25 protein-coding genes and 1 pseudogene are annotated in these 23408 nt (G+C 64.0%); 14 read left to right on the top strand and 12 right to left on the bottom strand.

Annotated elements, in window-relative coordinates:
• The first annotated feature begins 14 nt into the window (after positions 1-14).
• The 4 genes from ACQKIE_RS04695 (at position 15) to ACQKIE_RS04680 (ending at position 3621) form a co-directional block, all read left to right on the top strand.
• On the top strand, positions 15-1223 hold the full coding sequence (locus ACQKIE_RS04695; RefSeq protein ID WP_427456279.1) for an alpha-galactosidase: 1209 nt from the start codon (positions 15-17) through the stop codon (positions 1221-1223).
• Positions 1224-1392: 169 nt separating this feature from the next.
• Positions 1393-2001 (top strand): TetR/AcrR family transcriptional regulator, encoded by a 609-nt coding sequence (locus tag ACQKIE_RS04690; protein ID WP_427456277.1) that lies wholly within the window; start codon positions 1393-1395, stop codon positions 1999-2001.
• A gap of 91 nt (positions 2002-2092) precedes the next feature.
• The gene (locus tag ACQKIE_RS04685; protein ID WP_427456275.1) at positions 2093-2773 is read left to right on the top strand and encodes a type 1 glutamine amidotransferase domain-containing protein; all 681 of its coding nucleotides are present in this window, start codon (positions 2093-2095) and stop codon (positions 2771-2773) included.
• A 50-nt stretch (positions 2774-2823) separates the two neighbouring features.
• A complete protein-coding gene (locus tag ACQKIE_RS04680; RefSeq protein WP_427456273.1) occupies positions 2824-3621 on the top strand; it encodes an alpha/beta fold hydrolase in 798 nt (265 codons plus the stop codon).
• On the opposite strand, the gene ACQKIE_RS04675 is transcribed toward ACQKIE_RS04680, so the two are convergent.
• The 6 genes from ACQKIE_RS04675 to arsH are packed head-to-tail and all read right to left on the bottom strand — an operon-like array spanning position 3576 to position 7145.
• The gene (locus ACQKIE_RS04675) at positions 3576-4247 is read right to left on the bottom strand and encodes a class I SAM-dependent methyltransferase (RefSeq protein ID WP_427456271.1); all 672 of its coding nucleotides are present in this window, start codon (positions 4245-4247) and stop codon (positions 3576-3578) included. The two genes, ACQKIE_RS04680 and ACQKIE_RS04675, sit on opposite strands and share 46 nt — an antisense overlap.
• Entirely contained in the window at positions 4244-5173 is a 930-nt protein-coding gene (locus tag ACQKIE_RS04670) for an NAD(P)/FAD-dependent oxidoreductase (RefSeq protein ID WP_427456269.1), read from the bottom strand. Before ACQKIE_RS04670 ends, ACQKIE_RS04675 begins: the two co-directional genes overlap by 4 nt.
• 2 nt (positions 5174-5175) lie before the next feature.
• Entirely contained in the window at positions 5176-5619 is a 444-nt protein-coding gene (locus ACQKIE_RS04665) for an Rrf2 family transcriptional regulator (protein ID WP_427456267.1), read from the bottom strand.
• 45 nt (positions 5620-5664) lie between these two features.
• Positions 5665-5880: an NAD(P)-dependent oxidoreductase gene (locus ACQKIE_RS04660; protein WP_427456265.1), complete on the bottom strand. Its 216-nt coding sequence runs from the start codon at positions 5878-5880 to the stop codon at positions 5665-5667.
• Positions 5881-5932: 52 nt separating this feature from the next.
• Positions 5933-6382 carry an arsenic resistance N-acetyltransferase ArsN2 gene (arsN2, locus tag ACQKIE_RS04655; protein WP_427456263.1) on the bottom strand — a complete coding sequence of 150 codons (450 nt, stop codon included), beginning with the start codon at positions 6380-6382 and terminating at the stop codon, positions 5933-5935.
• A 49-nt stretch (positions 6383-6431) separates the two neighbouring features.
• Positions 6432-7145 carry an arsenical resistance protein ArsH gene (gene arsH / locus ACQKIE_RS04650; protein WP_427456260.1) on the bottom strand — a complete coding sequence of 238 codons (714 nt, stop codon included), beginning with the start codon at positions 7143-7145 and terminating at the stop codon, positions 6432-6434.
• A gap of 40 nt (positions 7146-7185) precedes the next feature.
• On the opposite strand from arsH, the gene ACQKIE_RS04645 reads away from it, so the two are divergent.
• Genes ACQKIE_RS04645 through arsB form a run of 3 tightly spaced genes read left to right on the top strand, consistent with a single transcriptional unit; the run spans position 7186 to position 9123 of the window.
• Positions 7186-7527 carry an ArsR/SmtB family transcription factor gene (locus ACQKIE_RS04645; protein WP_427456258.1) on the top strand — a complete coding sequence of 114 codons (342 nt, stop codon included), beginning with the start codon at positions 7186-7188 and terminating at the stop codon, positions 7525-7527.
• A 20-nt stretch (positions 7528-7547) separates the two neighbouring features.
• Positions 7548-8060, top strand: a complete 513-nt coding sequence (locus tag ACQKIE_RS04640; protein ID WP_427456255.1) for an arsenate reductase ArsC — start codon at positions 7548-7550, stop codon at positions 8058-8060.
• On the top strand, positions 8053-9123 hold the full coding sequence (gene arsB, locus ACQKIE_RS04635; protein WP_427456253.1) for an ACR3 family arsenite efflux transporter: 1071 nt from the start codon (positions 8053-8055) through the stop codon (positions 9121-9123). The genes ACQKIE_RS04640 and arsB overlap by 8 nt, the downstream gene beginning before the upstream one ends.
• Positions 9124-9155: 32 nt before the next feature.
• On the opposite strand, the gene ACQKIE_RS04630 is transcribed toward arsB, so the two are convergent.
• From ACQKIE_RS04630 to ACQKIE_RS04620, 3 genes are read right to left on the bottom strand one after another with little or no spacing between them, the layout of a single operon-like run.
• Positions 9156-10037: a DMT family transporter gene (locus tag ACQKIE_RS04630; protein WP_427456251.1), complete on the bottom strand. Its 882-nt coding sequence runs from the start codon at positions 10035-10037 to the stop codon at positions 9156-9158.
• 34 nt (positions 10038-10071) lie between these two features.
• Positions 10072-10872 (bottom strand): CPBP family intramembrane glutamic endopeptidase, encoded by an 801-nt coding sequence (locus ACQKIE_RS04625; protein WP_427456249.1) that lies wholly within the window; start codon positions 10870-10872, stop codon positions 10072-10074.
• Positions 10873-10900: 28 nt separating this feature from the next.
• Entirely contained in the window at positions 10901-11518 is a 618-nt protein-coding gene (locus ACQKIE_RS04620) for a helix-turn-helix domain-containing protein (RefSeq protein WP_427456247.1), read from the bottom strand.
• A gap of 51 nt (positions 11519-11569) precedes the next feature.
• Here ACQKIE_RS04620 and ACQKIE_RS04615 point away from each other — a divergent pair, with 51 nt between their 5' ends.
• The 3 genes and pseudogenes from ACQKIE_RS04615 (at position 11570) to ACQKIE_RS04605 (ending at position 13912) form a co-directional block, all read left to right on the top strand.
• Complete coding sequence (locus ACQKIE_RS04615) at positions 11570-12193, top strand: LysE family translocator (protein WP_427456245.1); 624 nt, start codon at positions 11570-11572, stop codon at positions 12191-12193.
• Positions 12194-12307: 114 nt separating this feature from the next.
• Positions 12308-13450, top strand: a pseudogene (locus ACQKIE_RS04610) (ATP-binding protein); the annotation flags it as partial.
• Positions 13430-13912: a response regulator gene (locus ACQKIE_RS04605; protein ID WP_427456808.1), complete on the top strand. Its 483-nt coding sequence runs from the start codon at positions 13430-13432 to the stop codon at positions 13910-13912. The pseudogene ACQKIE_RS04610 and the gene ACQKIE_RS04605, both read left to right, overlap by 21 nt.
• Here ACQKIE_RS04605 and ACQKIE_RS04600 read toward each other — a convergent pair.
• On the bottom strand, positions 13893-15131 hold the full coding sequence (locus ACQKIE_RS04600) for an MFS transporter (RefSeq protein WP_427456243.1): 1239 nt from the start codon (positions 15129-15131) through the stop codon (positions 13893-13895). The genes ACQKIE_RS04605 and ACQKIE_RS04600 overlap by 20 nt on opposite strands.
• Positions 15132-15305: 174 nt before the next feature.
• Between ACQKIE_RS04600 and ACQKIE_RS04595 the strand changes: the two genes are divergently transcribed.
• Positions 15306-15950, top strand: a complete 645-nt coding sequence (locus tag ACQKIE_RS04595; protein WP_427456241.1) for an MOSC domain-containing protein — start codon at positions 15306-15308, stop codon at positions 15948-15950.
• Between the two features lie 73 nt (positions 15951-16023).
• On the opposite strand, the gene ACQKIE_RS04590 is transcribed toward ACQKIE_RS04595, so the two are convergent.
• On the bottom strand, positions 16024-17964 hold the full coding sequence (locus tag ACQKIE_RS04590; RefSeq protein WP_427456239.1) for a glycoside hydrolase family 76 protein: 1941 nt from the start codon (positions 17962-17964) through the stop codon (positions 16024-16026).
• Positions 17965-18123: 159 nt separating this feature from the next.
• On the opposite strand from ACQKIE_RS04590, the gene ACQKIE_RS04585 reads away from it, so the two are divergent.
• Complete coding sequence (locus tag ACQKIE_RS04585; protein WP_427456237.1) at positions 18124-19482, top strand: cation:proton antiporter; 1359 nt, start codon at positions 18124-18126, stop codon at positions 19480-19482.
• 6 nt (positions 19483-19488) lie between these two features.
• Here the strand turns inward: ACQKIE_RS04585 and ACQKIE_RS04580 are convergent, their stop codons facing one another.
• Positions 19489-20508, bottom strand: coding sequence for an L-dopachrome tautomerase-related protein (locus ACQKIE_RS04580; protein ID WP_427456234.1), 1020 nt, complete (start codon positions 20506-20508; stop codon positions 19489-19491).
• 286 nt (positions 20509-20794) lie between these two features.
• Here ACQKIE_RS04580 and ACQKIE_RS04575 point away from each other — a divergent pair, with 286 nt between their 5' ends.
• Both ACQKIE_RS04575 and ACQKIE_RS04570 read left to right on the top strand, forming a co-directional pair.
• Positions 20795-22114 (top strand): ABC transporter permease, encoded by a 1320-nt coding sequence (locus ACQKIE_RS04575; RefSeq protein WP_427456806.1) that lies wholly within the window; start codon positions 20795-20797, stop codon positions 22112-22114.
• An 11-nt stretch (positions 22115-22125) separates the two neighbouring features.
• Positions 22126-23385, top strand: coding sequence for an ABC transporter permease (locus ACQKIE_RS04570; RefSeq protein WP_427456232.1), 1260 nt, complete (start codon positions 22126-22128; stop codon positions 23383-23385).
• The last annotated feature ends 23 nt before the right edge of the window (positions 23386-23408 follow it).

Here is a 23408-nt window from a genome sequence, read left to right as displayed (position 1 = left end):
CACGAGGAGTAACGATGAGCGATACGCTGTCTGGCATGCTGCGGGGCGCGGTTCTATGCGGACTGATCGGCGCGGCGGGTCTCGCCACCGCGCCGGCGAATGCGGAAGAAACCGCATACGCCCTGCCGCAGATGGGCTTCAACAACTGGAACTCCACGCATTGCCGCGCGGAATTCGACGAAGCGATGATCCGCGGCATCGCGGACAAGTTCATCAGCCTCGGACTGCGTGACGCTGGCTACCGCTATGTGAACATCGACGACTGCTGGGCGAATTGGCAGCGCGACAAGGATGGCCACCTGCAACCGAACCCGAAGCGCTTCCCGAGCGGCATCGCGGCGTTGGCCGACTATATCCACCAGCGCGGCCTGAAGTTCGGTCTCTACTCCAGCGCGGGGACCTCCACGTGCGAGCCGTTGCAGGAGAACCGCGGCTTTCCGGGCGGCCTCGGTCACGAAAAGGACGACGCGAAGACCTTCGCCTCGTGGCATGTGGATTACCTCAAGTACGACAACTGCAACAACCAGAAGGTCGATGCGCACAAGCGCTATACGGACATGGCGGAAGCCCTGCGCAGCAGCGGTCGGGAGATCTTCTTCAGCATGTGCGAGTGGGGCGAGAACAAGCCATGGCTTTGGGCGGGGAAGGCGCCGGTGAATGCCGGGTCCTGGCGCACCACCGGCGACATCAGCGACAACTACGCCTCGATGCTCAAGATCTTCAAGGAGAACGTCGTACTCGACAAGTACGCGCACCTCGGCCATTGGAACGACCCGGACATGCTCGAGGTCGGCAATGGCGGCATGACGGACGTCGAATACCGCAGCCACTTCAGCCTGTGGTCGATCATGGCGGCGCCGCTCCTCATCGGTACCGACCTGCGTTCCATCAAGCCGGACGCGCTGAAGATCCTGCTCAACAAGGACGTGATCGCCATCGACCAGGATCCGCTCGGCGTCCAGGGCAAACAGGTGCGCGACGCCGACGGCATCCACGTCATCGTGAAGCCGCTCAAGGACGGCGGCCATGCGGTGGCGGTGTTCAACGAAGGCGATACGGCGAAGGACGTGACGGTGGCGCCTACCGAGATCGGACTGAAGGCCGGCGGGACTTACACCATGCGTGACCTTTGGGCGCATACCGACGCGAAGGGCGACGGGTCGATCAAGGCGACGCTGGCGCCGCATGCGACGGTGATGTATCGGATCAGCACGGCAAGGTAAGAATCTTCCGCGCAGTGACCTTTTGCCCCCGCAAACGACCCGGAGTGTGGCCGCTGTGGGGCCAAGGGGTCAGTTTGCAGCGTCGCAGAATTAACCGTCCTCCCGCCCACGCCAAGACGTTGAAGAAATGACTAGACGACCGGTCTAATGGTGTGTATAGTCCCTACCCATGAGCCCAGCCGCCGCCACTACTGAATCCTCCGACGTCCGCGAGAAGATCCTGGCCACCGGCCAGCGGATCATGGGCGGCAAGGGATTTTCGGCGGTTGGCTTGAACGAGGTATTGGCGGCCGCGGGTGTCCCGAAGGGCTCCTTCTACCACTACTTCGGTTCGAAGGAAGCGTTTGGTCAGGCGATGCTCGACGCTTATTTCGAGGATTACCTGAGCGACATGGACCGCATCCTCGTTCAAGCGGGCGGTACCGGTTCCCAACGGCTGGAGAACTATTTCCAGGCGTGGCAGGACAACCAGTCGTTCGAGGATTGCCAGGGTAAGTGTCTGGCGGTGAAGCTCGGCGCCGAGGTTGCCGATCTCTCCGAATCGATGCGCAATGCCATGAAGCGCGGTACGGCGAGCATCGTGGAAGGCATGTCACGGGCGATCGAAGCGGGTGTCGCGGATGGGTCGGTGTCGATAGACCAGCCGCCGCATGAGGTGGCGCAGAGCCTGTATCAGCTGTGGCTGGGGGCTAGCGTCATGGTGAAGATCGTCCGTGACACGGCACCGTTCCAGCAGGCGATGGTAACGACGCGACAGATTTTGCACCTCCCCGACTGAGCGGGGAGGGTTTGTTCGAGGCACTCCGTGAGTGCTTTTTTTAACGCCGATCGACTAGACGACCGGTCTACTTACACTAAAGGAAACTGACATGAAGGTTCTCATCGTTCTGACCTCCCACGACCAGCTGGGCAACACCGGCCGCAAGACGGGCTTCTGGCTCGAGGAACTCGCCGCGCCGTACTACGCGTTCACGGATGCGGGAGCGGAAGTCGTTTTGGCTTCGCCCAAGGGCGGCCAGCCGCCGCTTGACCCGAAGAGCAACGAGCCGTCGTTCCGCACCGATCTGACGCGCCGCTTCGAAGCCGACGCCGCGGCCAACGCGCAGCTGGCGAATACCGTCCGTTTGGACAGCGTGTCCCAGTCGGACTTCGACACCGTCTTTTATCCGGGCGGCCACGGCCCGCTGTGGGACCTCGCGGAAGACGCCCGTTCGATCGCGCTGATCGAGTCGTTCATCAAGGCAGGAAAGCCGGTGGCGCTGGTTTGTCATGCGCCGGGCGTGCTTCGCCACGTCAAGGCTGCCAATGGCAGGCCACTGGTCGAAGGTAAGCAGGTGACCGGCTTCACCAACACCGAGGAAGAGGGCGTTGGCCTCACGAAGGTGGTGCCGTTCCTGGTCGAGGACGAGCTGAAGGCGAAGGGCGGCCTGTATTCCAAGGGTCCGGATTGGGGCTCGTACGTCGTCACGGATGGCCTGCTGATCACGGGTCAGAACCCGGCGTCGTCCGCCGAAGCGGCTGCCGTGCTGATGAAGCAGCTCCCTGCCTGATTCCGCGCTTCCTTCCATCCCATCCTACGTTTCATTCCCAGGAGAAACCCATGAAGAACGCTTTCCGTCGTACCCGCATCGCGGCCACGCTCGCTCTCGCCTTGTCGGCATTCGCCACCCACGCCGCACCTGCGCAGCCGGTCAAGAACATCGTCCTGGTCCACGGCTTCTTCGCCGATGGCTCGGGGTGGAAACCGGTCGCGGATATCCTGACGCGAGACGGCTACAACGTTGCCATCGTCCAGCAGCCGGAGACATCCCTCGCCGATGACGTGAAGGCAACCTTGGGCGTGCTCCACATGCAGCAAGGCCCGAGCATCCTCGTGGGCCACAGTTACGGCGGCGCCGTGATCACGCAGGCCGGCAACGACCCGCAGGTGAAAGGCCTCGTGTATATCGCGGCCTACCAGCCCGACGCTGGCGAAAGCCTCGCCACGCTCACGGAGAAGAATCCCGGCGCGACGAAGGCCATCAAGAAGACCGCCGACGATTTTCTCTATATCGAGCCGGCGCAGCTGCGCGCCGACTTCGCCGCCGATGTCCCCGCCAGCGTCACACGGTTCATGGCCGCATCACAGGTGATGCCGTCCGTGCATGCCTTCACCGATCCGGTGTCGCAGGCCGCTTGGAAGGACAAGCCCAGCTGGGCGCTGGTCGCCAAGTCCGATCGCACCGTCAATCCGGACCTCGAGCGCTTCATGGCCAAGCGTGCCGGTAGCACCACGATCGAAGTCGACTCCAGCCACGTCGCCTTCCTCTCGCACCCAGCCGAGGTCGCGAAGCTCATCGAGGAAGCTGCAACTCACGCGGCGTACGCCACCCAGCCCTTGAAGGTGAAGGCGCAGTAGAACAGCTCGATGTCTGCAAAACCCGCCTCGCGGAGCAGGTCGACATCCTGCTCCGGCGAGAGCATGGGAAGGCGGTCCTTGAGCGCGAGAATATTCCCGGCTTGCGCCGACGGCATGCCAGACGCAATGGCGAACGCAGCATTGCGCTGAAGCCACTTATCCTGATCGGGAGCCGCCTTCGGAATGCTGTGGTGGATGACGATGAGAGGGGCGCCGCGCTTGAGCCGACGGTGTATCTGTTTCAACGTCTCGAGGCGTTCACACCGCGTAAGGAAGTGCAACGTCAGAAGGCATGTGGCGCCATCGCACAGCGCTGTGGATGCCGTATCGATATAGCCTTCATGCCAGTTCACGGTCGAAGCAAGATGTCCGAGGGTCCTGCGTGCCAGCGCGAGCATTTCGGCTGACGGGTCCACGCCGTTGAAGGTCCACCCAGCTTGCGCCTCGGCAAACACCTTCAACTCCAGCCCGCCACCGGCGCCCAACACAAGGATGTGCGCATCGACTGGCACACGCTCGGCCAGCAGTGCGACGGCCATCTTCGGCAGGTCGTGCAGGCCAGGTACCATCCGCTCGGCATTCTTCACATAAGCCGACACCAGCGTCTCGTCGGAAAACGCGTTCATCGAACGGCTGCTGCTTCTTGCGCGGGTAGCGCGAACTTGGACGCGAACAACGAGCGATGGATCTGGGCTCCGGCCCAGGCGCCGTGGGCGACGGCGAGCGACACCGAATGAGGGAATCGCGCGACGTCGCCGCACGCAAAGATGCCGGGCACCGAGGTCTTGTGCTCGGCGTCGATCTGGATCTGCTTGCCCATGCCCATCGGAGCGTCTTCCAACGCGCAACCCGGCGCCTCGACCAAGGGGCTGGATGGCAGGCAACGGGCGGCCACGAAGAGGCCCGCGAAATCCAAGAGCCTGCCATCCGACAGGCGCACACTGGCATGGTTCTCGAGCGTGGCGATCGGTACCTCCTCGATCGTCACGCCGGCACGCTCCAGATCGGCACGGTCTTCAGTGCCAAGTGGCAAGGCATGATTTACCAGCAGGGTCACCTCGCCCCACTCGGTGAGGAACTGCGCTTGATGTAGCGCCATCGGGCCGGTGGCGATGACGCCGAGGCGGCCGCTGCCGAGTTCGTAGCCATGACAGTAAGGGCAGTGAAACACCGCTTTGCCCCAGCGTTCGACCAACCCAGGGATAGGTGGCAACTGATCGGATACACCCGTCGCCAGCAGGATGCGGCGGCCTCGTCGCGGTTCGTTTCCCGCTATCGAGACGGTGAAATGGTCCAGATCGCCATCGATGGCATCGGCCCGACCCTCCAGCCATGACAGCGTCGGATAGGCCTCCAGCTGACGTCGCGCATTAGCCGCGATCACGGCCGCGTCCGCGCCGTCCTGAGCGAGGAAACCATGCGACTGGCGGGCGAAGCGGTTGCGTCGCTCGCCGGCATCGATCACGAGCACCGACTTATGCGCCCGCACTAATTGCAGGGCTGCGGCCATCCCCGAATAGCTGCCGCCGACGATGATGGTGTCGTAGTGCATGGTCATCTCCGATGGCGTCGTAATGCGGCATGCCGGCGCGCGAAGTCGGCGGCCAGGTCGGCGAGGGTGATTTCGGAGAACCGCTGGAGCAAGAGCGCCTCGGCTTCGGCAAGCGTGCCTTCGAGCGCGGCATTCACCGACTGCTCGACCAGGCACTCGGGCGCTTCGTCGTGGTTGCCGATCGCGAACAGCGCGGGCTCACCCAGGGCTTCGTGCAACTGGCGAAGCGTGACCGTGGCAAGGTCGGCCTGGATCCGCCACCCGCCCGCGTGACCCCGCTCGGAGGTGACGATTCCGGCGTCGCGCAGGTACCCCATGGTGCGACGAACGACGACGGGGTTGGTCCCCAGACACTTGGCGAGGACGTCGGAAGTAACGGCGCCATCCTGCTCGGCCATGTGGAGGAGCGCATGCAGCACGGACGACAAGCGGCTATCGCGTTTCATGTAACTTACGATGTTGCAAACTCGGACGCTTGTCAACACATCCGATCAGTAGGCGACGGTGAACCGCTGACGATGGTGCTTAGGCGTCTCCACTTCGTCGAGCATCGCCACCGCGAAATCTTCCAGAGAAATCCGGCTATCGCCCTGGCCATCGGTCAGAAGGTGATCCTGACCGGTGCGATACAGTCCGGTGCGCTCGCTCGGTACCAGCATGGCAGCCGGGCTCAGGAACACCCAGTCGAGCTCACGCTCGTTCCGCACGTCACATCGCTGAGGACCCACGTCAGGCGTGGATGCCCGATCAAGGCAATCTTTACGCGCATCTTCTGTCGAGTTCCTTCACCATCACCACAGCGCTGGCCGGACACAACCCGGCAAACTGCTGTGTACCCTGAATGTCGGCGGGCACTTCCATTCGCTCGACATGCCGGAAGCCGCGTCGCACGAAGAAATCAGCAGCTGTCGTCGTCAGCAAGAACAGCATGCTGAAGCCCTTATCGGACGCGTGCTCCTGGATCGCATCGACCAGGGTATGTCCCAAACCACGATCCCTCGCATCCGGATGCACCGCCAGTGACCGCAACAGTGCGTGCGCACCCGCATGTTCGAGCCCAACGACGCCCACGACGTTCTCGTCGTGACGCACGACAAGGAAGTCCACAGCTGTACCGCCCACCAAGTCCGAAGTGGGCAAGCCAGCGGCGGTCAACACTGCCAGGATCGCGTCGCGATCTTCTGGCTGGGACTGTTCCACGCACTTCATGGGCGGCGACTCCTGATGCGGTTGGGTGGGTGGAGGAGACTCAGACTGCCTACGCGGCGCCAGCGGCACGTGCCAAGGCACGCTGAGTGGCACCGCCTTTGCGCTCACTGTAACGGTCGACCAGGTAATCGCTACGCCCGCGCACCATCAGCGTGAACTTCATGAGCTCCTCCATGACGTCCACAACGCGATCGTAGAAACCCGAGGGCCTCATGCGCCCATGCTCGTCGAATTCCTGCCAAGCCTTCGCGACCGACGACTGGTTGGGGATGGTCACCATGCGCATCCATCGGCCGAGCACCCGAAGGGTGTTTACCACATTGAACGATTGGGAGCCGCCGCAAACCTGCATGACCGCCAGCGTTCGGCCTTGCGTGGGACGCACGCTGCCGTCTTCCAGGGGCAACCAATCGATCTGGTTCTTGAAGACGCCCGTGATCGTGCCGTGGCGCTCTGGACTTACCCACACATGGCCTTCGGACCAACTGGACCACTCGCGGAGTCGTCGCACCTCTGGGTGGCTTGCCGGCACGCTATCGAGCAGTGGCAACTGATGGGGATCGAAGACCCGGGTCTCCGCACCTAGATGCTGCAGGATTCGTTCGGCTTCGAGTGCGAGCTTCCAGGAGAACGATTGCGAGCGAAGGGAGCCATAGAGGATGAGAATGCGGGGTGCGTGGCCTGCGTCGCCATCCGCGTGCAGGCGTGCGGCCTCGGGGCTAGGCAGCAGATCGAAATGAAGGTTGGGCAGGTCGGTCGGCATTGGGGTGGTCGGGCGCTAATGTTTCGACTATTCTAGTTTTATGGAAACAAACGATGCAATCGGCGCCTTGACCGCACTCGGCCATGCCAAGCGTCTCGCCATTTTTCGGCTCCTGGTGGTTGCCGGACCTGACGGACGCATGGCGGGGGACTTGGGTGACGCGTTGGGCCTGCCGGGGGCGACGTTGTCGTTCCACCTTAAGGAACTGGTGCGCGCGGGTCTCATCACGGCGGAACCCCAGGGCCGATTCGTCTGCTACCGCGCCGCATTCGATGCGATGGACGGCCTGATCGCTTACCTCACTCACAACTGTTGCGCGGACAGCCCCCACGCCGTCTGCGCTCCCGCCGGCGCGGGTCGCTCGCGCGGCGGCGTCTGCTGACCTCCAGAGATGATTCTTCTATGACTTATCGGGTTCTGTTCGTCTGCACCGGAAATTCCGCGCGCAGCGTCCTCGCCGAGGCCACGTTGCGTGCGTGGGGAGGAGGGCGGTTCGAGGCATTCAGCGCTGGCAGCCAACCCACTGGCCGCATCAATCCCTTTGCCCTCAAGATACTTTCCGACGCGGAAATGCCAATCGCAGGCTTGCGCAGCAAGTCGTGGGACGAATTCACTGGAGAGGGAGCACCACCGATCGATCTGGTGGTTACCGTGTGCGATAGCGCCGCGTCCGAACCGTGTCCGGTCTTCTTCGGTGACTTCGTGCGCACTCATTGGGGCTTGCCGGATCCCGCGGCGGTGGAAGGCGACGACACCGCAAAACACGCGGCGTTTTTACGCGCCCACGCCACCATCAAAGCGCGTCTCACGGCCTTCCTCACGCTACCGCCGGAATCCTGGGCAGATCGCGAGGTATTGAAGGGTGCGCTGGATCGCATCGCGTTCATTCCCTCCGAAGAGGCCACCCATGTCTGAGGTTGCAACGCGGCCGGCCATCGGATCTTTCGAACGATACCTCACGCTTTGGGTAGCCGCCTGCATTGTCCTCGGCACGCTGCTAGGTCGCTGGCTACCCGAACCGTTTTCCGCGCTGGGCGCCATGGAAGTCGCCAAGGTCAACCTGCCTGTTGCGGCGCTGATCTGGCTGATGATCGTGCCGATGCTGTTGCGGATCGACCTGGGTGCCATGCGCCAGGTGGGCCGGCATTGGAAAGGCATGGGCGTTACGCTTTTCATCAACTGGGCGGTGAAGCCTTTCTCGATGGCACTGCTGGCGTGGCTGTTCCTGCGTCACGTCTTCGCCGGCTACCTTCCAGCGCAGCAGGTGGACAGCTACGTCGCCGGGCTGATCTTGCTGGCAGCGGCGCCATGTACCGCGATGGTCTTCGTGTGGAGCAACTTGTGCGGCGGCGAACCGAACTTCACGCTTAGTCAGGTCGCCATCAACGACGGCATCATGGTGCTGGCCTTCGCACCCCTGGTGGCACTGTTGCTCGGTGTATCCGCGATCACGGTCCCCTGGGCGACCCTTGCTCTGTCGGTCGCGCTCTACATCGTGCTGCCGGTCATCGGGGCGACGGTCTGGCGGCGAGCAATCCTTGCACGCGGCGGCGAGACGGCATTAGCGACGTGGCTACGACGCCTCGGCCCGGTGTCGCTCGTCGCGCTGCTGGTGACGTTGACACTGCTGTTCGGCTTTCAGGGCAAACAGATCCTGGCCCAACCGCTCATCATCGCCATGCTCGCGGTGCCCATCCTGGTGCAGGTGTACTTCACCTCGGGCCTCGCGTACCTGTTGAACCGCTGGTTGGGCGTGGAGCATTGCGTAGCCGGGCCGTCCGCCCTGATCGGTGCCAGCAACTTCTTCGAATTGGCTGTGGCGGCCGCGATAAGTCTGTTCGGTCTTAACTCGGGGGCGGCATTGGCGACCGTCGTGGGGGTACTGGTCGAGGTGCCGGTGATGCTGTCGCTGGTTCGTATCGTGAATGTGTCGAAGGGTTGGTACGTCCGACGGCCTGCCGCGTTTGTCTCCAAATGACTGCGTTAGATTGAGTGGCGCCGTCACCGCCGTCACCGCCGTGTCAACCTCACGCCGGTCACGGCCAGCAGTCCCGTCACGATAAACGCCATCCCGACCCATTCATTCGAAGTGGGCGGTTCGTGGAGCACGACCCACGCCATCAGCACGCTGAGCACGGGTACGGCCAACGACGACAATGCTGCGACGGTCGTCGGAAGCCGGCGGACTACCAGTAGCCACAACGTCCATGCCAGGCTGGTGGCGAAGATGACGGAAAAAACCAGTCCGGCAATGAAGGCAGGCGTCCACTCCATGCTGCGTTCCGGGACGAAGAACGCCACGATCGCCAGCGCGGCCGCACCGAATGCCATCTGCCACGCAGTGAACGTGAGCGGGTCCGGTTGATGGCGCTGGAACATGGCCTTGCTGGTGACGGTTCCGAGGGCCCAGCAGACCCCGCCGAGCAAGGCGGTCACCGTACTCAGGGGATGACCCAGGCCACGCCACGGAGCAATGACGCAGGTGAGACCGATGGCAGCCAACGCCAGACCGATCCAGTGGCGGCGCACCGGGCGCTCGCCGAGGATCAGCCAGGCAAGTAGCACGGCCCAGAAGGGCATGGCGTAAGCCAGCAGCACGACACGACCGGTACCGCCACTGGTCAATGCGAACTGACCAAGACCCTGGAAGGCAGCCGTCTGTGTGAGGCCGGTGATGATGGTTCCCGCCAGCGGTGGCGGCGCCAGCGGCCGCCGCAACACGACGAGCACCAGGAAAAGCAGGACGGCGCCGATGCTGTAGCGCAGGGCTGAAAAATCAAACGGGCCCGCGTAGCGCAGGACCAGCTTCATCACGATCCAGCTGGACGCCCAGATGACGACGGTGGCGCCTAGCGCCACCACGGCACCGGCCGATGCTTTCCCCTCGTTCATGGCTACTCGATGCTGGATGTAAGAAACGGCATGTTTACCGATTGTCGGTTTGCTTCCGCGCCGCACGCCAGATGGCCCACGCCCCCGTCGCAACGATCAGGTTCAACACCATCATCCCAGTCCAGATGGTCGGCTGGGAAGAAGCTGGTATGTCAGACTCGAAGACGGGCCGCCAAAGGGAGCCCGTCCCCGTGCGCAACCAGGCATCCTGGCCGACGTTGTTGGCGATATGGAATGCAGCGACGAAGGGAAGGCTGCGCGTGGCGAGCATGAGGCAGCCGTACATGACGCTCGCCGAACCGACGACGAGCAGGCCGGCTTGCCATGGGACGCCGCCGGCGATGTGCATGCCGGCGAAGATCACTGTGGGAACGAGCACGGCTGCCATCGGTCCGGCACGGGACAGGAGACAGTCCATGCCGTAGGTGCGATAGCCGACTTCCTCCGCGATACCCATGCCGACGCTGGCAAATGTGCCGAGGACGAAGGGCGTCCAGCTCAATCCGTCGTTCAAGGACCAATGGAATGGCGTAACGAGGTACACCGGTGATGACCACGCTCCCGCCAGCAGAAGGCCTGCGCCCAGGCCTCCGATGACGCGGATGCCAGCGCCGCGAGCCACGCCATACCGCTTCCAGGTCACGCCGTCATGACGCATGTAAAACCACGTGACCGCCGTTACGAGACACATGACTAGGACGCACTTCACGAACCAGGCGACATCCGCGCCCACGCGTGCCGGCACGAATACCGCGACAGCGAACGCGCCCCCGAAAGCCATGGCGGCGACGATAGCAAAGTAACCTGCAATGCGCGCGAATGAGGGTGTTGGCATGCGACGCCTTTCCTCCGCAAGGTTTCCGTCAGAGAGCGGTCCGACCACGGGACAACTCCGCCACCGCCATGGTAAACACGACGGCGCGATCCGACATGTTCGAGTATCTGTGCGGCCGGTCCGTTCGAGCAACGGCCGAATGACCTTCTTCGATCACCAGTCGGGTCTTGTCCACGACAAGATCGAGCGTGCCTTCTTCCACGTGGAAAAGTTCCATCGTTCCGGCCGAGTGGGCTTGAGCTTCGTAGACCTCGCCCGGCATCAGCACCCATCGCCAGAGCTCGATCATGTCGGGGCCCGTCGTGCCGGCCAATAGTCGAGCCGTACCGCCTCGATCGCCGGACCACAGGGTGGGAATGTCTTCGGAGGGGACGGCGCGGACGCCGCTGGACTCCGTGGTGCTGACCAGATCGGCTACTGAAACGCCAAAGGCCGACGCGACGCGGCAAAGGGTGCCGATGCTGGGGTTGGCGGCGCCTTTCTCGATTTCGACCAGCATCCCCTTGCTCACACCCGAGCGCTTCGAAAGCGCGTCGAGACTTAAACGACTGCCGGTGCGCAGCGCTTTGATCCTGGCCGAGACGGCCGACGTGAGACCTTCGAGGGTGTCTTCCGTCGCGGTCGATATATTGACCGTAATGGTCATAAGTCATTATCCTGACTGAATCAGTCGATATATTACCCCGGATCGCAGCCCATGCTCCCATCGCTTGCTTTCATCGCCGCAGCCATCCTTCTCGCCATCGTGCCCGGACCTGGCATGGCATACGTCGTGGCGCGAACGGTCGCGGGTGGACGAGCCGAGGGCGTGGCCTCATCGCTCGGCACCGCCGCGGGCGGCATGGTCCATGTGGTGGCGGCGGCGCTCGGATTGTCCGTGCTCATCGCGGAATCGGCCGTGGCGTATTCGCTGGCTAAGTACCTTGGTGCCGCGTATCTGCTCTACCTTGGCGTCAGGACCCTGATGAAGAAGGCGCCCGCAGCCGACGTCCCGACGCTTCGCCGCGCGGGAGCGGGCAAGGCGTTCCGCGATGGCGTCGTGGTCGAAGCGCTCAACGTCAAGACGGCCATGTTCTTCCTGGCCTTCATTCCCCAATTCGTATCGCACGCGCACCCGTTCGCGCTGCAGTTCGTCGTACTCGGCACGCTTTGCGTCGCGTTCAATACGACGGCGGATCTCATCGTCGTCGCTGCAGCGCATCGCTTCGTCGTGTCGGGCGCGGCACGCGCGGCGCGAGAGAAGGTGCTCACGAAGATTTCGGGTGCGACGATGGCTGCACTTGGCTTGTTCGTTGCGTTCTCGAGCAGGGAAGGTACTTGAAACGCGAGGGTACCGATCCTCAGCGCGGCTTGACGCGGATTTAACGACCATTTCTCCACCCTCGGCGCGACTGCGAAGTCGACCGTGACATTGACCGAAGGCGTGAGCGTGACCATGAATGAGCAGCAGGGTGGGCAGACCACGTCGAACCACCTGGGAACGAGCGAAACCCAATTCCGGATCCTCGTGCAGGGTGTTGCCGACTACGCCGTGTACATGCTCGACCCCAACGGCCATGTGTCGAGCTGGAACCCCGGTGCCGAACGCATCAAGGGCTATCTGCCCGACGAGATCATCGGCAATCACTTCTCGGATTTCTATACCGAAGAAGATCGCGCGGCGGGTATCCCGCAGCGCAACCTCTCGATCGCCGCTTCCACGGGACGCGTGGAAGACGAAGGGTGGCGCGTGCGAAAGGACGGGACGCGCTTTTGGGCGCACGTGATCATCGACCGCATCCTCGACGAGAGCGGCACGCTCATCGGTTTTGCGAAGGTAACCCGGGACGTCACCGAACAGCGCGCGGCCGCGCAACAGCTCGAGGAAGCTCGCGAAGCGCTTTTCCAGGCACAGAAGATGGAAGCGATCGGCCAGCTGACCGGCGGCATGGCGCACGACTTCAACAATCTCCTGATGGCTGTCCAGGGCGCGCTGGAACTGCTTCGTCAACGCTTGCCCGACGATGCCCGGACGCAATCCATCTTCCAGACCGCCATGGCGGGGCTCAACCGCGGTGCGTCCCTGACGCAACGCATGCTCGCCTTCGCCCGGCGCCAGGAGCTCCAGCCCACGGCGGTGGACATCCCGGCGCTCGTGCACGGGATGAGCGAGATGACGAAGACCACGCTCGGATCTCGTATCTCGGTCACGACGCGTTTTCCCCTGTCGCTGGACGCCGCGCTGGTCGACCCCCACCAGCTCGAACTGGCGTTGCTCAATCTACTCGTCAATGCGCGCGACGCCATGCCGAACGGAGGCAACATCGAGGTGGCGGCAACCGTCGACGTCGTCGGAGCGCGGCACCCCTCGGGACTTCCTGGAGGCCGCTACATTCGTCTCTCCGTGTCCGATGACGGGCAGGGGATGCCTCCCGAAACGCTCGCGCGCGCGGCCGATCCGTTCTTCACGACCAAGGGCGTCGGGAAGGGCACCGGCCTTGGGCTCTCCATGGTCCATGGCCTGGCGGAACAGTCCAACGGACGTCTGATGCTCGAGAGCACGCCGGGACAGGGGACCGTGGTCACCCTGCTGCTTCCCGTTGCCGGCAATCCGCGGGCCGCGCAAGCGGCCTCGGACCGGGTCGAGGACGAGCGGCGGACACCATCGAACAGGCCCTCGCTGAAGATCCTGGCCGTCGATGACGATTCCCTGGTGCGCGAGACGCTTTGCGCGATGCTCGAGGACATGGGCCACGTCGTGGTCCAGGCCGAGTCGGGCAAGCACGCCCTCGTGGCCTTCGAGACGCCCGGAAAGTTCGACCTGCTGCTGACGGATTTCTCGATGCCCGGCATGACGGGCGCGGAACTTGCCGAGGCACTGCGACAGCTCCAGCCGGACCTGCCGATCGTCGTCGCGACGGGGTATGCGGAAGCACTCTCGCCGTCCGGCCCCGGCATCACCCGCCTCTCGAAACCGTTCGATCAGTCGGCGTTGGCATCCGCCATCGAGGCGGCCGTCGCATGGCTTTCAGCGTCGCGCATCAAACCTTCGCCCGCGTGAGCTCCGCTCGGTCGACGGTAGCCACCCAGAACAGCAAGGCCGCGAGACCTACCGCCGCACCGAGCGCACAGACGCCCACCCACTCGAACCGCGCGTAGACTGCCGTGGTGGCCATGGCACCCGCGCCGCTTCCGGTCGCGTAAAAGAGCATGTACACGCCGATCAGACGGCCGTGCGCGTCCGGGCGCCGTCGCAGGATCAGGCTCTGGTTCGTGACGTGGATGATCTGACCGCTCGCATCCAGCAGCACGATGCCGAGAGCCAGCCACCATAGGGAGGCGTGCATGGACGCGAGGGGGAGCCAGGCAACCACCAGCAGACCCATCGCCCAACCGGTGGCCCGTTCGCCCAGCCCGCGGTCGGCCCATCGCCCGGCGCGACCCGCCGCGAGTGCGCCCAGGGCACCAACAAGCCCGAACGCGCCGATGATCGTGTGGGAAAAACGGTAGGGCGCCTCGCTGAGGGGCAGGACGAGAGCGCTCCAGAAGACATTGAACACGGCGAACATCAGGAACGCCAGGGTGCCCCGAATGCGTAGCACCCGCTCGTCGCGGAGCAGACCAAGCAGGGACGATAGAAGTCGCGGATAGCTCATCCGCGATGAGGACGTTGGGATATCGGGAAGCGCACGGTAGAGCATCGTCGCAAGGATGAGCATCGCCACGGACGCCACCCCATAGATGCCGCGCCATCCGGCGACGTCGCTGACGCCACCCGACACGACGCGCGCGAGCAGCAGACCGATGAAGACGCCGGCCTGGGTCGTACCCACCACGTGACCTCGCTCGGTGTCGCCGGCGGCGCTCGCGGCATACGCGATCAGCCCTTGTGTCATTGCCGTACCGAACAATCCCGTGGCGAGCATGCCGATGAGGAGCACCACGGCGCTGTTCGATAACGTCACGAGTGCCAATGCTGCGACAAGCGCCAGCGCCTGCATGAGCATCAGGCGACGACGGCTCACCAGGTCGCCGAGCGGCACAAGGAAGATAAGTGCCAGCGCACAACCGACCTGGGTGGCTGTGACGACACCGCCAATAGCGGCGCGGGTAATCGAGAAGTCGGCCGCGATCGCGTCCAGCAAGGGCTGGGCGTAGTACACGTTCGCCACGCTCAGCCCGCTTGCGCAAGCCAACAGGGCGAGCAGGGAAGCTGACATCCTCGGAGTGCTGGAGATCTCCAGTGGTAGCAGTGCTGCCGTCGAGGTACGCGGTTTCATGGGGGTCGTCCGTAAGTTGCATAATGCAACTTACCAGAGCATAGACTGAGTTAGTTGCACAGTGCAACTGTGCCTGCTTTCATGCGACGGCATCTCTTGCCGAGCCGTACAATGCGCAAATTGCATCCATGAAGACCGGCGAAGGCAGCTATCGCGATGGGCCAAGCATTCCCCGTGGGAAAGATCCTTGTCGGAGTGATCGCGCCGCTCGGCGATTCCGGCAAGCCGAGCGCCATTCGTAAGATGCCTACGGATCGCACGTTGCGTGTGACTCACACCGGCTTCGATGCCGATAGCCAGGCCGACCTGAAGAATCACGGCGGACGGGAAAAGGCCGTCCACCACTATCCCTTCGATCACTACCGGGGATGGCGAGAAGAGATCGGCAATTCACCGGAACTCAACCATCCAGGCGGCTTTGGCGAGAACCTGTCGACTACCGGCCTGACGGAGTTGGACGTGGCGGTCGGCGACGTATTCCGCCTCGGGACGGCAACGCTGCAAGTGAGCCAGGGGCGTCAACCCTGCTGGAAGCTCAATGCCCGCTTCGAGGTCGACGACATGGCGGCCCGCGTGCAGATGTCCGGTCGCACGGGCTGGTATTACCGCGTACTCGAGGAAGGGGAGGTATCGCCCGATGCGATGCTTGAACGCATCGATCGGCCGACGCCGGAATGGACCGTCCATCGCGTTTGGCGCGCGTTTTATGTCGATCGGCACGACCGCGATGCGCTCGCCGCGCTAGCGGCATTGGCGACGCTGTCGGAAGGCTGGCGACAACTAGCGGCGCGAAGGGCCGAGCCCGCTCCATTCAATTGACCCTGAGCGCCACCTTGTACCGCTGAGGACGGGTACCTCCGCCCACGATGGGGAACGGAGGCACCCGCTACGGCTATTCGACGATATTCGCCGTCACGTGATACACGCGCCCGCCCCAGCCGTCATTCGGGAAGTTGTCCGACACCTTCAGGTAAACCGGCTTGGAACCATCGGCCCCGCTGCCGAGGTAGGGGGTGAGGTCGATGGTGCGATCGGCCTTGTTCGAGCCATCGGTGATGGGACGATCCTCGACCAGCACCGTGGTCCAATGCTCGTTATCGGAACTGGCCTGCACCAGGAACTCGGCGTCGATCGTCAGGGTGACGTGCGCCGCGGTCGTGTCGGCCGGGAAGGGGAAGCGATAGGTGAAGTGCGCATTGCCGTCGGCGAAGCGGTTCTGCACGCCGTTGCTTTGCGAATGATCGGGATCGAACAGCCAGGGGTTCTCGTCGACCGTACCGGTGTCGAAGTCGATCGTGTGCGCGACCAGCACGTCCGCCTGAGTGCTGAAGCGCAGTCCGGCGGCCATCACGTTCGCGGTGACCAAGTGGTGTCCATCGGTTGCCGTGCTCGGCACGCTGACCTGCAGCGGAATGGTGCCGCTGACCGGGAACGCGTTGCCATGGGGATGCAGCGGCAGGAGCTTGGCACGCGGCGTGGCATTCCAGCCGGAAGGCGCGTCCACGGAGGCGAGCGTCAACAGCGGGAAGAAACCCGTCGCCGAGACACCGAGATCGATGGGGACGACCGTGGTGCCGGACGCGGCCGGCATGATCACGGGCTGTGCCGGGGACATGGTCGCGGCAAGCGATGCCCACGGCGTCAAGGTCGGCACGTCGCCGATCAGCGCACTGAGCGCGCTGGCCTGGGTGCGCCAGTCGAACACGTTGGGGTGGTCGTCGCTGGTGGCGCCCGACCAACGGGTACCGAGGCGACCGGCCGCATCGCGGTCGTTCGTCCAGATGGATTCGGCCTGCTGGTGAAGGAAATCCGCATAGCGCGATTCATGCGTGGTATCGACAAGGTCGGTCCAGTAGCGCGTGAAGATGCCCTTGAACTGCTTGCCATTGTCGTCGCAGGTCCGGTCCGTGGCGTCGCACTCTTCGCTGAGGACACCGTTGGCGGTGAGGCCACCCGGACCGATCGCGGCGTCGGCGAGGCGGCGCACGCTCGTCAGGATCTGCGGGTCACGGGTGGCCCGCCACAGTTCGAGGCCGGCGCCGATGGCCAGGCCCTGGTTGTAGCTCCACACCGTCTGGCCATTGTTGGTGCAGGCGTTGGTGAGCCCGTCGTTGACCAGGCCGTTGGCATTGATCATGCCGCTCCCCTGGAACCACGCCCACGCCGTGCGTGAACGGGTCAGCCACAGCGTGTCGCCGGGAATGCGGTTGTGCAGCTCGGCGGTCAGCCGGATCCACAAGCCGTTGGTGACGGCGTTCTTGTAGGTACGCTCGCCGTCCCACCAGACGCCGCCGCCACAGGTGCTGGTGTCCCAGTAGCCGTTGACGTACTCGGCAATGGTGACCGCCATGTTGAGGTACTTGGGGTTACGCGTCAGGTCGTACGCCTGCAGCCAGGTGAGGCCCCACCATTCGGAATCGTCGATGGCGCGGCTGGTGAAGTTGCCAAGCAAGGGGTCTCCGGAGAGGACGCCGGCGGGGAACGCGCCCTTGTCTTTCTCGAAGGTGTTGTCGAGCTGGCCGAGGTAGCGGCGGTCGCCGGTGCGCTGCATGTAGTCGCCGATGGTCTGCAAGGCGACCGCCGAGTTCCACCAACTGGAGGGGAACCAGGCCTTCTCTGGGTCATACGAGCCCATCAGGACGTCGGCCGCCACGCGGGCACGGGCGACGGGGGTAGGGCCGTCGGTACGCGCATGCGAGGCGTTGGACGACCCCGCCGCGGCGGAGAAGGCGGCCATGGCCGTCAAGGCGGCCACGGCGATCAAGGTGTGGATTCTTGTCGGGAAACGGCTCAACCGACGCGCGAACAGCTGGGACGGGACCACGGGATTCATGATCGCAAGCACTCCTCTGACTTCCCTAAGTCGTCCGAGTGTTGCAGACGCGCTGTCGCCAAATTGAGAACTGCGTCAACGCAATCGGCGAAAGTGCGCCATTAGTCAGACAAATGACCTTTCGCACCGCCTTGACCCAGCGCCCGCAATCATTAGCCCATGACCCCGCTCTGGTGGCTAGTGCTGACCGGCACGCTCCTGTTGGCCACTTCATTCCTATCGGGATGGATCCATCGTGGGCCGGTCACGACATTCTCGATTTACCTCGTCGTCGGCGTTCTTATCGGCCCGGGTGTCATGGGCCTCGCGGCGCTTCCCTCATCGCCAGATCATATCCGTTGGCTGCATCTGGCAACCGAGGCCGCGCTGGTCGTTTCCCTGTTCGTCACCGGTCTCAAGCTGCGCCTGCCGTTCCGCGACCCGGGATGGCGCATGGCGGTTCGGCTTGCCTTGCCGGCCATGCTGATCACGGCGAGTGGCGTGACCGCTGTGGCTTACTTCGGCATGGGCTGGCCGTTTGCCGCTGCGCTGGCGCTGGCCGCCGTCGTGAGTCCGACCGATCCTGTCCTGGCTTCCCTGGTCTCGGTCGATGACGCGCGCGATGACGACGCGCTCCGGGTGGCGCTGTCCGGCGAGGCGGGATTGAACGATGGGACGGCGCTGCCGCTCCTGTTCCTCGCCCTGGCCCTGATGAGCCCCGGCATGGACATGCCGGACGTCATCGCGCACTGGCTCACCGTCGATGTCCTTTGGGGGCTTATCGGCGGCCTTCTCATTGGTTTCATCGGCGGCTGGGGACTGGGCTCCGTGGGGATCCATTTGCGACACGCCGCACGTGACGTGGCACCCAGTGATTTCCTGGCCTTGGGCATCATGGTCGTGGTGTACGCGGTGAGCCAACTGGTGGAGGCATCGGGTTTCATCGCGGCGTTCGCCGCGGGCGTCGGCTTGCGTCGCGTCGAATGGCAGGTGAGCGACAAGGTCGGCAGCTCGAAAGTCGAGGGGGAGGCTCTTCCCGACGAACCTGCCGAGATGCGGATCAACCCCAACGATCGCGCGCAGGCGAGCGTCGACCATCCGGGGGAGACCGTGGGCTGGGTCGTCTCCGACGCCTTGTCGTTCGGCGAGACGATCGAGCGGCTCATCGCGGTCTCTCTGGTGCTCGCCGTCGGCGTCGCCGTCGTGCCCGTGTTCGGATGGCAGGGTGTCGCCGTCGCCGCCGTGCTCCTCCTCGTGATCCGCCCCATGTCCGTCTGGCTCGCGACCATCGGTTGCAAGGCACCCTGGCAACGACGCCTGTTGATCGGTTGGTTCGGCATCCGTGGATTGGGCAGCCTCAACTACATGGCATTCGCGGTCGGACACGGGTTTACCGGACTGCCCGCACGGACCTTCGAAGGCATCGTGCTCACGGTGGTCGCCGTGAGCGTCGTTATCCACGGGATCAGCGTGACGCCGTTGATGCAATGGCGGGCCCGGGCGATGAAGGCGGCGCGACGCGAACCCTCTCAGGGCTGACGACGGTCATGGCTTGAATGAGAACAGCGCCGTGGGCAGCGCCGGCGGTGCGTCGGGCTTGAACCAGTAGGTGTCCTGGATGTGCGAGGCCGTGACGTAGATGGTGCCGTCCGGCCCTTCCGACAGGGTATCCGGCCAGCGCAGACGGTCGTCGCGCACGACGGTTTCCAGCGAACTGCCGTTCCAGCGCTTGACGGCGTTGTCGCTGACCGAGGTCACGTAGATCGTGCCCGTGCTGCTCAGCCAAAGACCGTCGGCCACGGTCGTCGTTCCGACTTTCCGCACCGCGCTTTCCACCTGGTGTTTCGGCGTGTCCGGCGCGAGTACGGCGGTGTCGACGCAATAAAGCGTGCGCCCCGTCAGCGCCTGCCAATAGAGCGTGTCGCCATCGTTGGACAGCGCGATGCCGTCCGAAGCAAAGGCCGGCTGCCGTCCGTCGGGCCGTCGCAGCGGCGCACCGTCGACTTCGACCACCACGTCCTTTTCAAGCTGCGTCGACGGATGCCCGTCGAGGGCGCGAAAGCTCTTCCCTGACTCGAGGTCCACGACGATGATCGCGCCGCGCGTGCCGGAGTCAGTGATATAGGCGGTGCGTCCGTTGGGGTGGAAGCGCACATCGTTGAGGTAGGTCCCTTGGAGCGCGACGTCCTCGGGGATCGCGATGTTCTTGTCGACCTTGTCCGTCGCCAGATCGATGCGAATCAGCTTCGGGCCACCCGGAAGCACGCGCTCATTACCCGGAGCGGCCGGATCCAGTACCCAGAGGCCGCCCCGGCCATCGGCCACCACCGACTGCACGCAGACGAAGTGCTCGCCCACCGGCATCTGTGTCGCCTTCGCGTTGCGCCAGGCGTTCCACTGGGTGTCGGGGTAGGGACGCAGTTCACCGCCATCGAGTACTTCAGCCACAGACACCTCGTTGTCCTCAGTCCAACGGGGGAAGTTGACGAAGATCCGTCCATCGGGCGTCACGGTCACGCCGGTGACCTGGTGCTGGAACGTGCATACCTCGTGCAGTGTGCTCATGGGGAGTGCGTCCTTTTAAAAATGTGCATCGTCGACCGCCCGGCCCGATGACGCCGTCAAACCGTCGTGCAGAGAAGTTGACGATGTCCGGGCAACGTCCGTTTTCGGTGTCCGCGGACACCCGGCCGCCCGCGGACCCGCGCGCTAAACCACTGCACGTTCACACATTTCAATCCGTGTTCGTTCTGGCACGTCACTTGCTGAGTAGCCGGTGGGGCGGGCGTGTGTCCGCCGAGAGGGAGACAGCGGTGGCATCACATCGGGGCAGGGAAAGAAGGGGATGAACATGCTTGGTTACTACGTCGAACTGGCCCTGCGCAGCTTGAAGCGCAGCCGCGGCCTCACGGCCTTGATGGTCTTCGCGATCGGCTTCGGTGTCGCTGCCTCGATGACGACGTACTCCGTCTTCCGGGCGGTGTCGGGCGACCCGATCCCCTGGAAGTCGTCGCGCTTGTTCGTCCCGCAGATCGATGCCTGGGGGCCGAGCACCCAACGCGATGGCAACGCCGAACCGGTCGATGCCCTTTCGTACACCGATGCCATGGCCCTGATGCGCGACCACCGCGCGAAGCTGCAATCGGCGCTGTACATCATCTCGTCCTCGGTCGTACCGACGCGGCAGGGCGCGCATCCGTTCAACGTCGGCGGCCACGCCGTGTACGGGGAATTCTTCCCCATGGTCGAAGCGCCGTTCAAATACGGCAGTGGCTGGAGCGCCGACGACGACAGGCAACGTTCGGCGGTAGCCGTCATCAGCAGTAAACTCAACGGGAAGCTGTTTGCCGGCGAAAACAGCGTGGGCAAATCGATCAATGTCGAGGGAAAGAGCTACCGCGTGGTCGGCGTGCTCGACTCCTGGAATCCTCAGCCTGTCTTTTACGACGTGCAGAACACGGGAGGCTTCTCGACGGCGGCCGACGATCTCTTCCTGCCGTTCGATCGCGCCATCGAATCGGGCGTGCCGAACGACGGCAACACTAATTGCGCGAAGCCACCCAAGGAACCGGGCTTCGTGGGCCTGCAACGCTCGTCCTGCGTATGGATCAGTTACCTGGCCCAACTGGACGATGCGCAGGCGGTATCGGCCTATCGGGATTACCTCGAAAACTATACCCGCGAGCAGCAGAAGGCGGGCCGCTTCAACTGGGCGCCGAACTTCCGGCTGCGCGATCTGCCCGCATGGTTGGAAAGCGAGGAAGTCGTCCCGTCGGACACTAAGGTCTCGTTGCTCGTGGCACTCGGGCTCCTGGTCGTGTGCCTCGTGAACACGTCGGGACTCCTGCTGGCGAAGTTCCTGCGCCGCAGTGGCGAGATAGGCGTGCGACGGGCGCTGGGGGCTGGGCGCTTCGCCATCTACGCGCAGTTCCTGACGGAAGCAGGAATGATCGGGTTGGCGGGAGGTGTCTTGGGCCTCGCGCTGACCGGCTTCGGGATACTCGGCATGGGCATGGTCTTGCCGAAGGGCATCGCGAAGCTGGCGACACTGGACGTCCCCCTCTTGTTGCTGACGCTCGCGCTGGCGTTGGTCTCCACCCTGGTCGCCGGCCTTTACCCGACCTTTCGCGCGTCCCGCGTGCAGCCCGCCTGGCAACTTAAATCGAACTGAGGATCGAGGATATGACCCTGCACCCCATGTTCGCGGCGCTGCGCAAGCACAAGGCCGGCGTCGTGCTGATCGCACTGCAGATCGCACTGACCCTGGCGATTGTTTGTAACGCGCTTTTCATCATTGGCCAGCGTGTCCAGAACATCAACCGACCCACCGGCCTGGTCGAGGACAACTTGTTCATGGTGTCCCAGCAATGGGTGGGCGCGCCCAATCCGGACCAGGCTGCCGGCGCGGAACGGCTCGACGCCATGATGAAGGAAGACCTGGCCGCGTTGCGCAACATGCCGGACGTGAGTTCGGTGACGCCGACCAATTCCCTGCCGCTTTACACGTCCTCGCGTGCCGGCTCGGCAGGCATCCGTCCGGGCGATGGCTCGTATGACGGCGCCAGTCAGGGCACGGCACGTGTCAGCTACTTCTTCACGGATGACCAGGCCTTGGCGACGTTCGGCGTCAAGGTGATCGCCGGGCGATTCTTCACCCCGGACGAAGTGCAGCATTACTCCGTCGGTGAAGATCGCACGGCCAGCGTCATCGTGATCACCCGGGGCCTGGCGGAGAAGCTGCTCCCCGATAAGGGCGCGGTAGGGCAGGTGCTTTACCTGAATGGTGCCTCGGTACCGAGCACGGTGATCGGTGTGGTGGACCGCTTGCAGGGCGCGGTCTGGGCAAAGACCTTCGCCTGGAACGCGGTGGTCATACCCGCGCGCCTCAATTCGGGCTACTCCCGCTATGTGGTTCGCACCAAACCGGGAAGGTTGGATGCTGTGATGAAGGCCGTTCCTTCCGTCCTTTTCGGAGTCAACCCGATGCGTGTGCTCGATGACGAGGAGTCAGTGAAGTCGTTCGCACAGATCCGGTCCCATGCTTACCAATCCGACCTCGGCATGGCGATCCTCATGGGCGTCGTGTGCATCATCCTCATCGGCGTGACCGCCGCTGGCATCGTGGGATTGACGAGTTTCTGGGTCGGCCAGCGGCGCAAGCAGATCGGCGTGCGACGGGCGCTGGGTGCGCGCAAGATCGACATCCTGCATTACTTCCAGTTGGAGAACCTGACGATCGCCTCCGGCGGCGCGGCGATCGGCATCCTGATGGCCCTGATGCTCAACTTCTGGTTGATGCGTAATTTCGGCATGGATCGCATCCCTGTGCCGTGGGTCCTCGTCGGCGTGGCGGCGGTGCTCCTGCTGGGCCAATTCGCGGTGTTCGTTCCGGCGCGGCGGGCGTCCAATGTCCCGCCCGTGGCGGCGACGCGAACGGTCTAGGCGTAGGAGGCAGGAAAAACGAC

This window comes from Luteibacter sp. NPDC031894 (assembly GCF_050273135.1).
Taxonomy (GTDB): domain Bacteria; phylum Pseudomonadota; class Gammaproteobacteria; order Xanthomonadales; family Rhodanobacteraceae; genus Luteibacter.
Note: the sequence above shows the minus strand (reverse complement) of the source record. Positions and strands in the feature narration are given on the sequence as shown.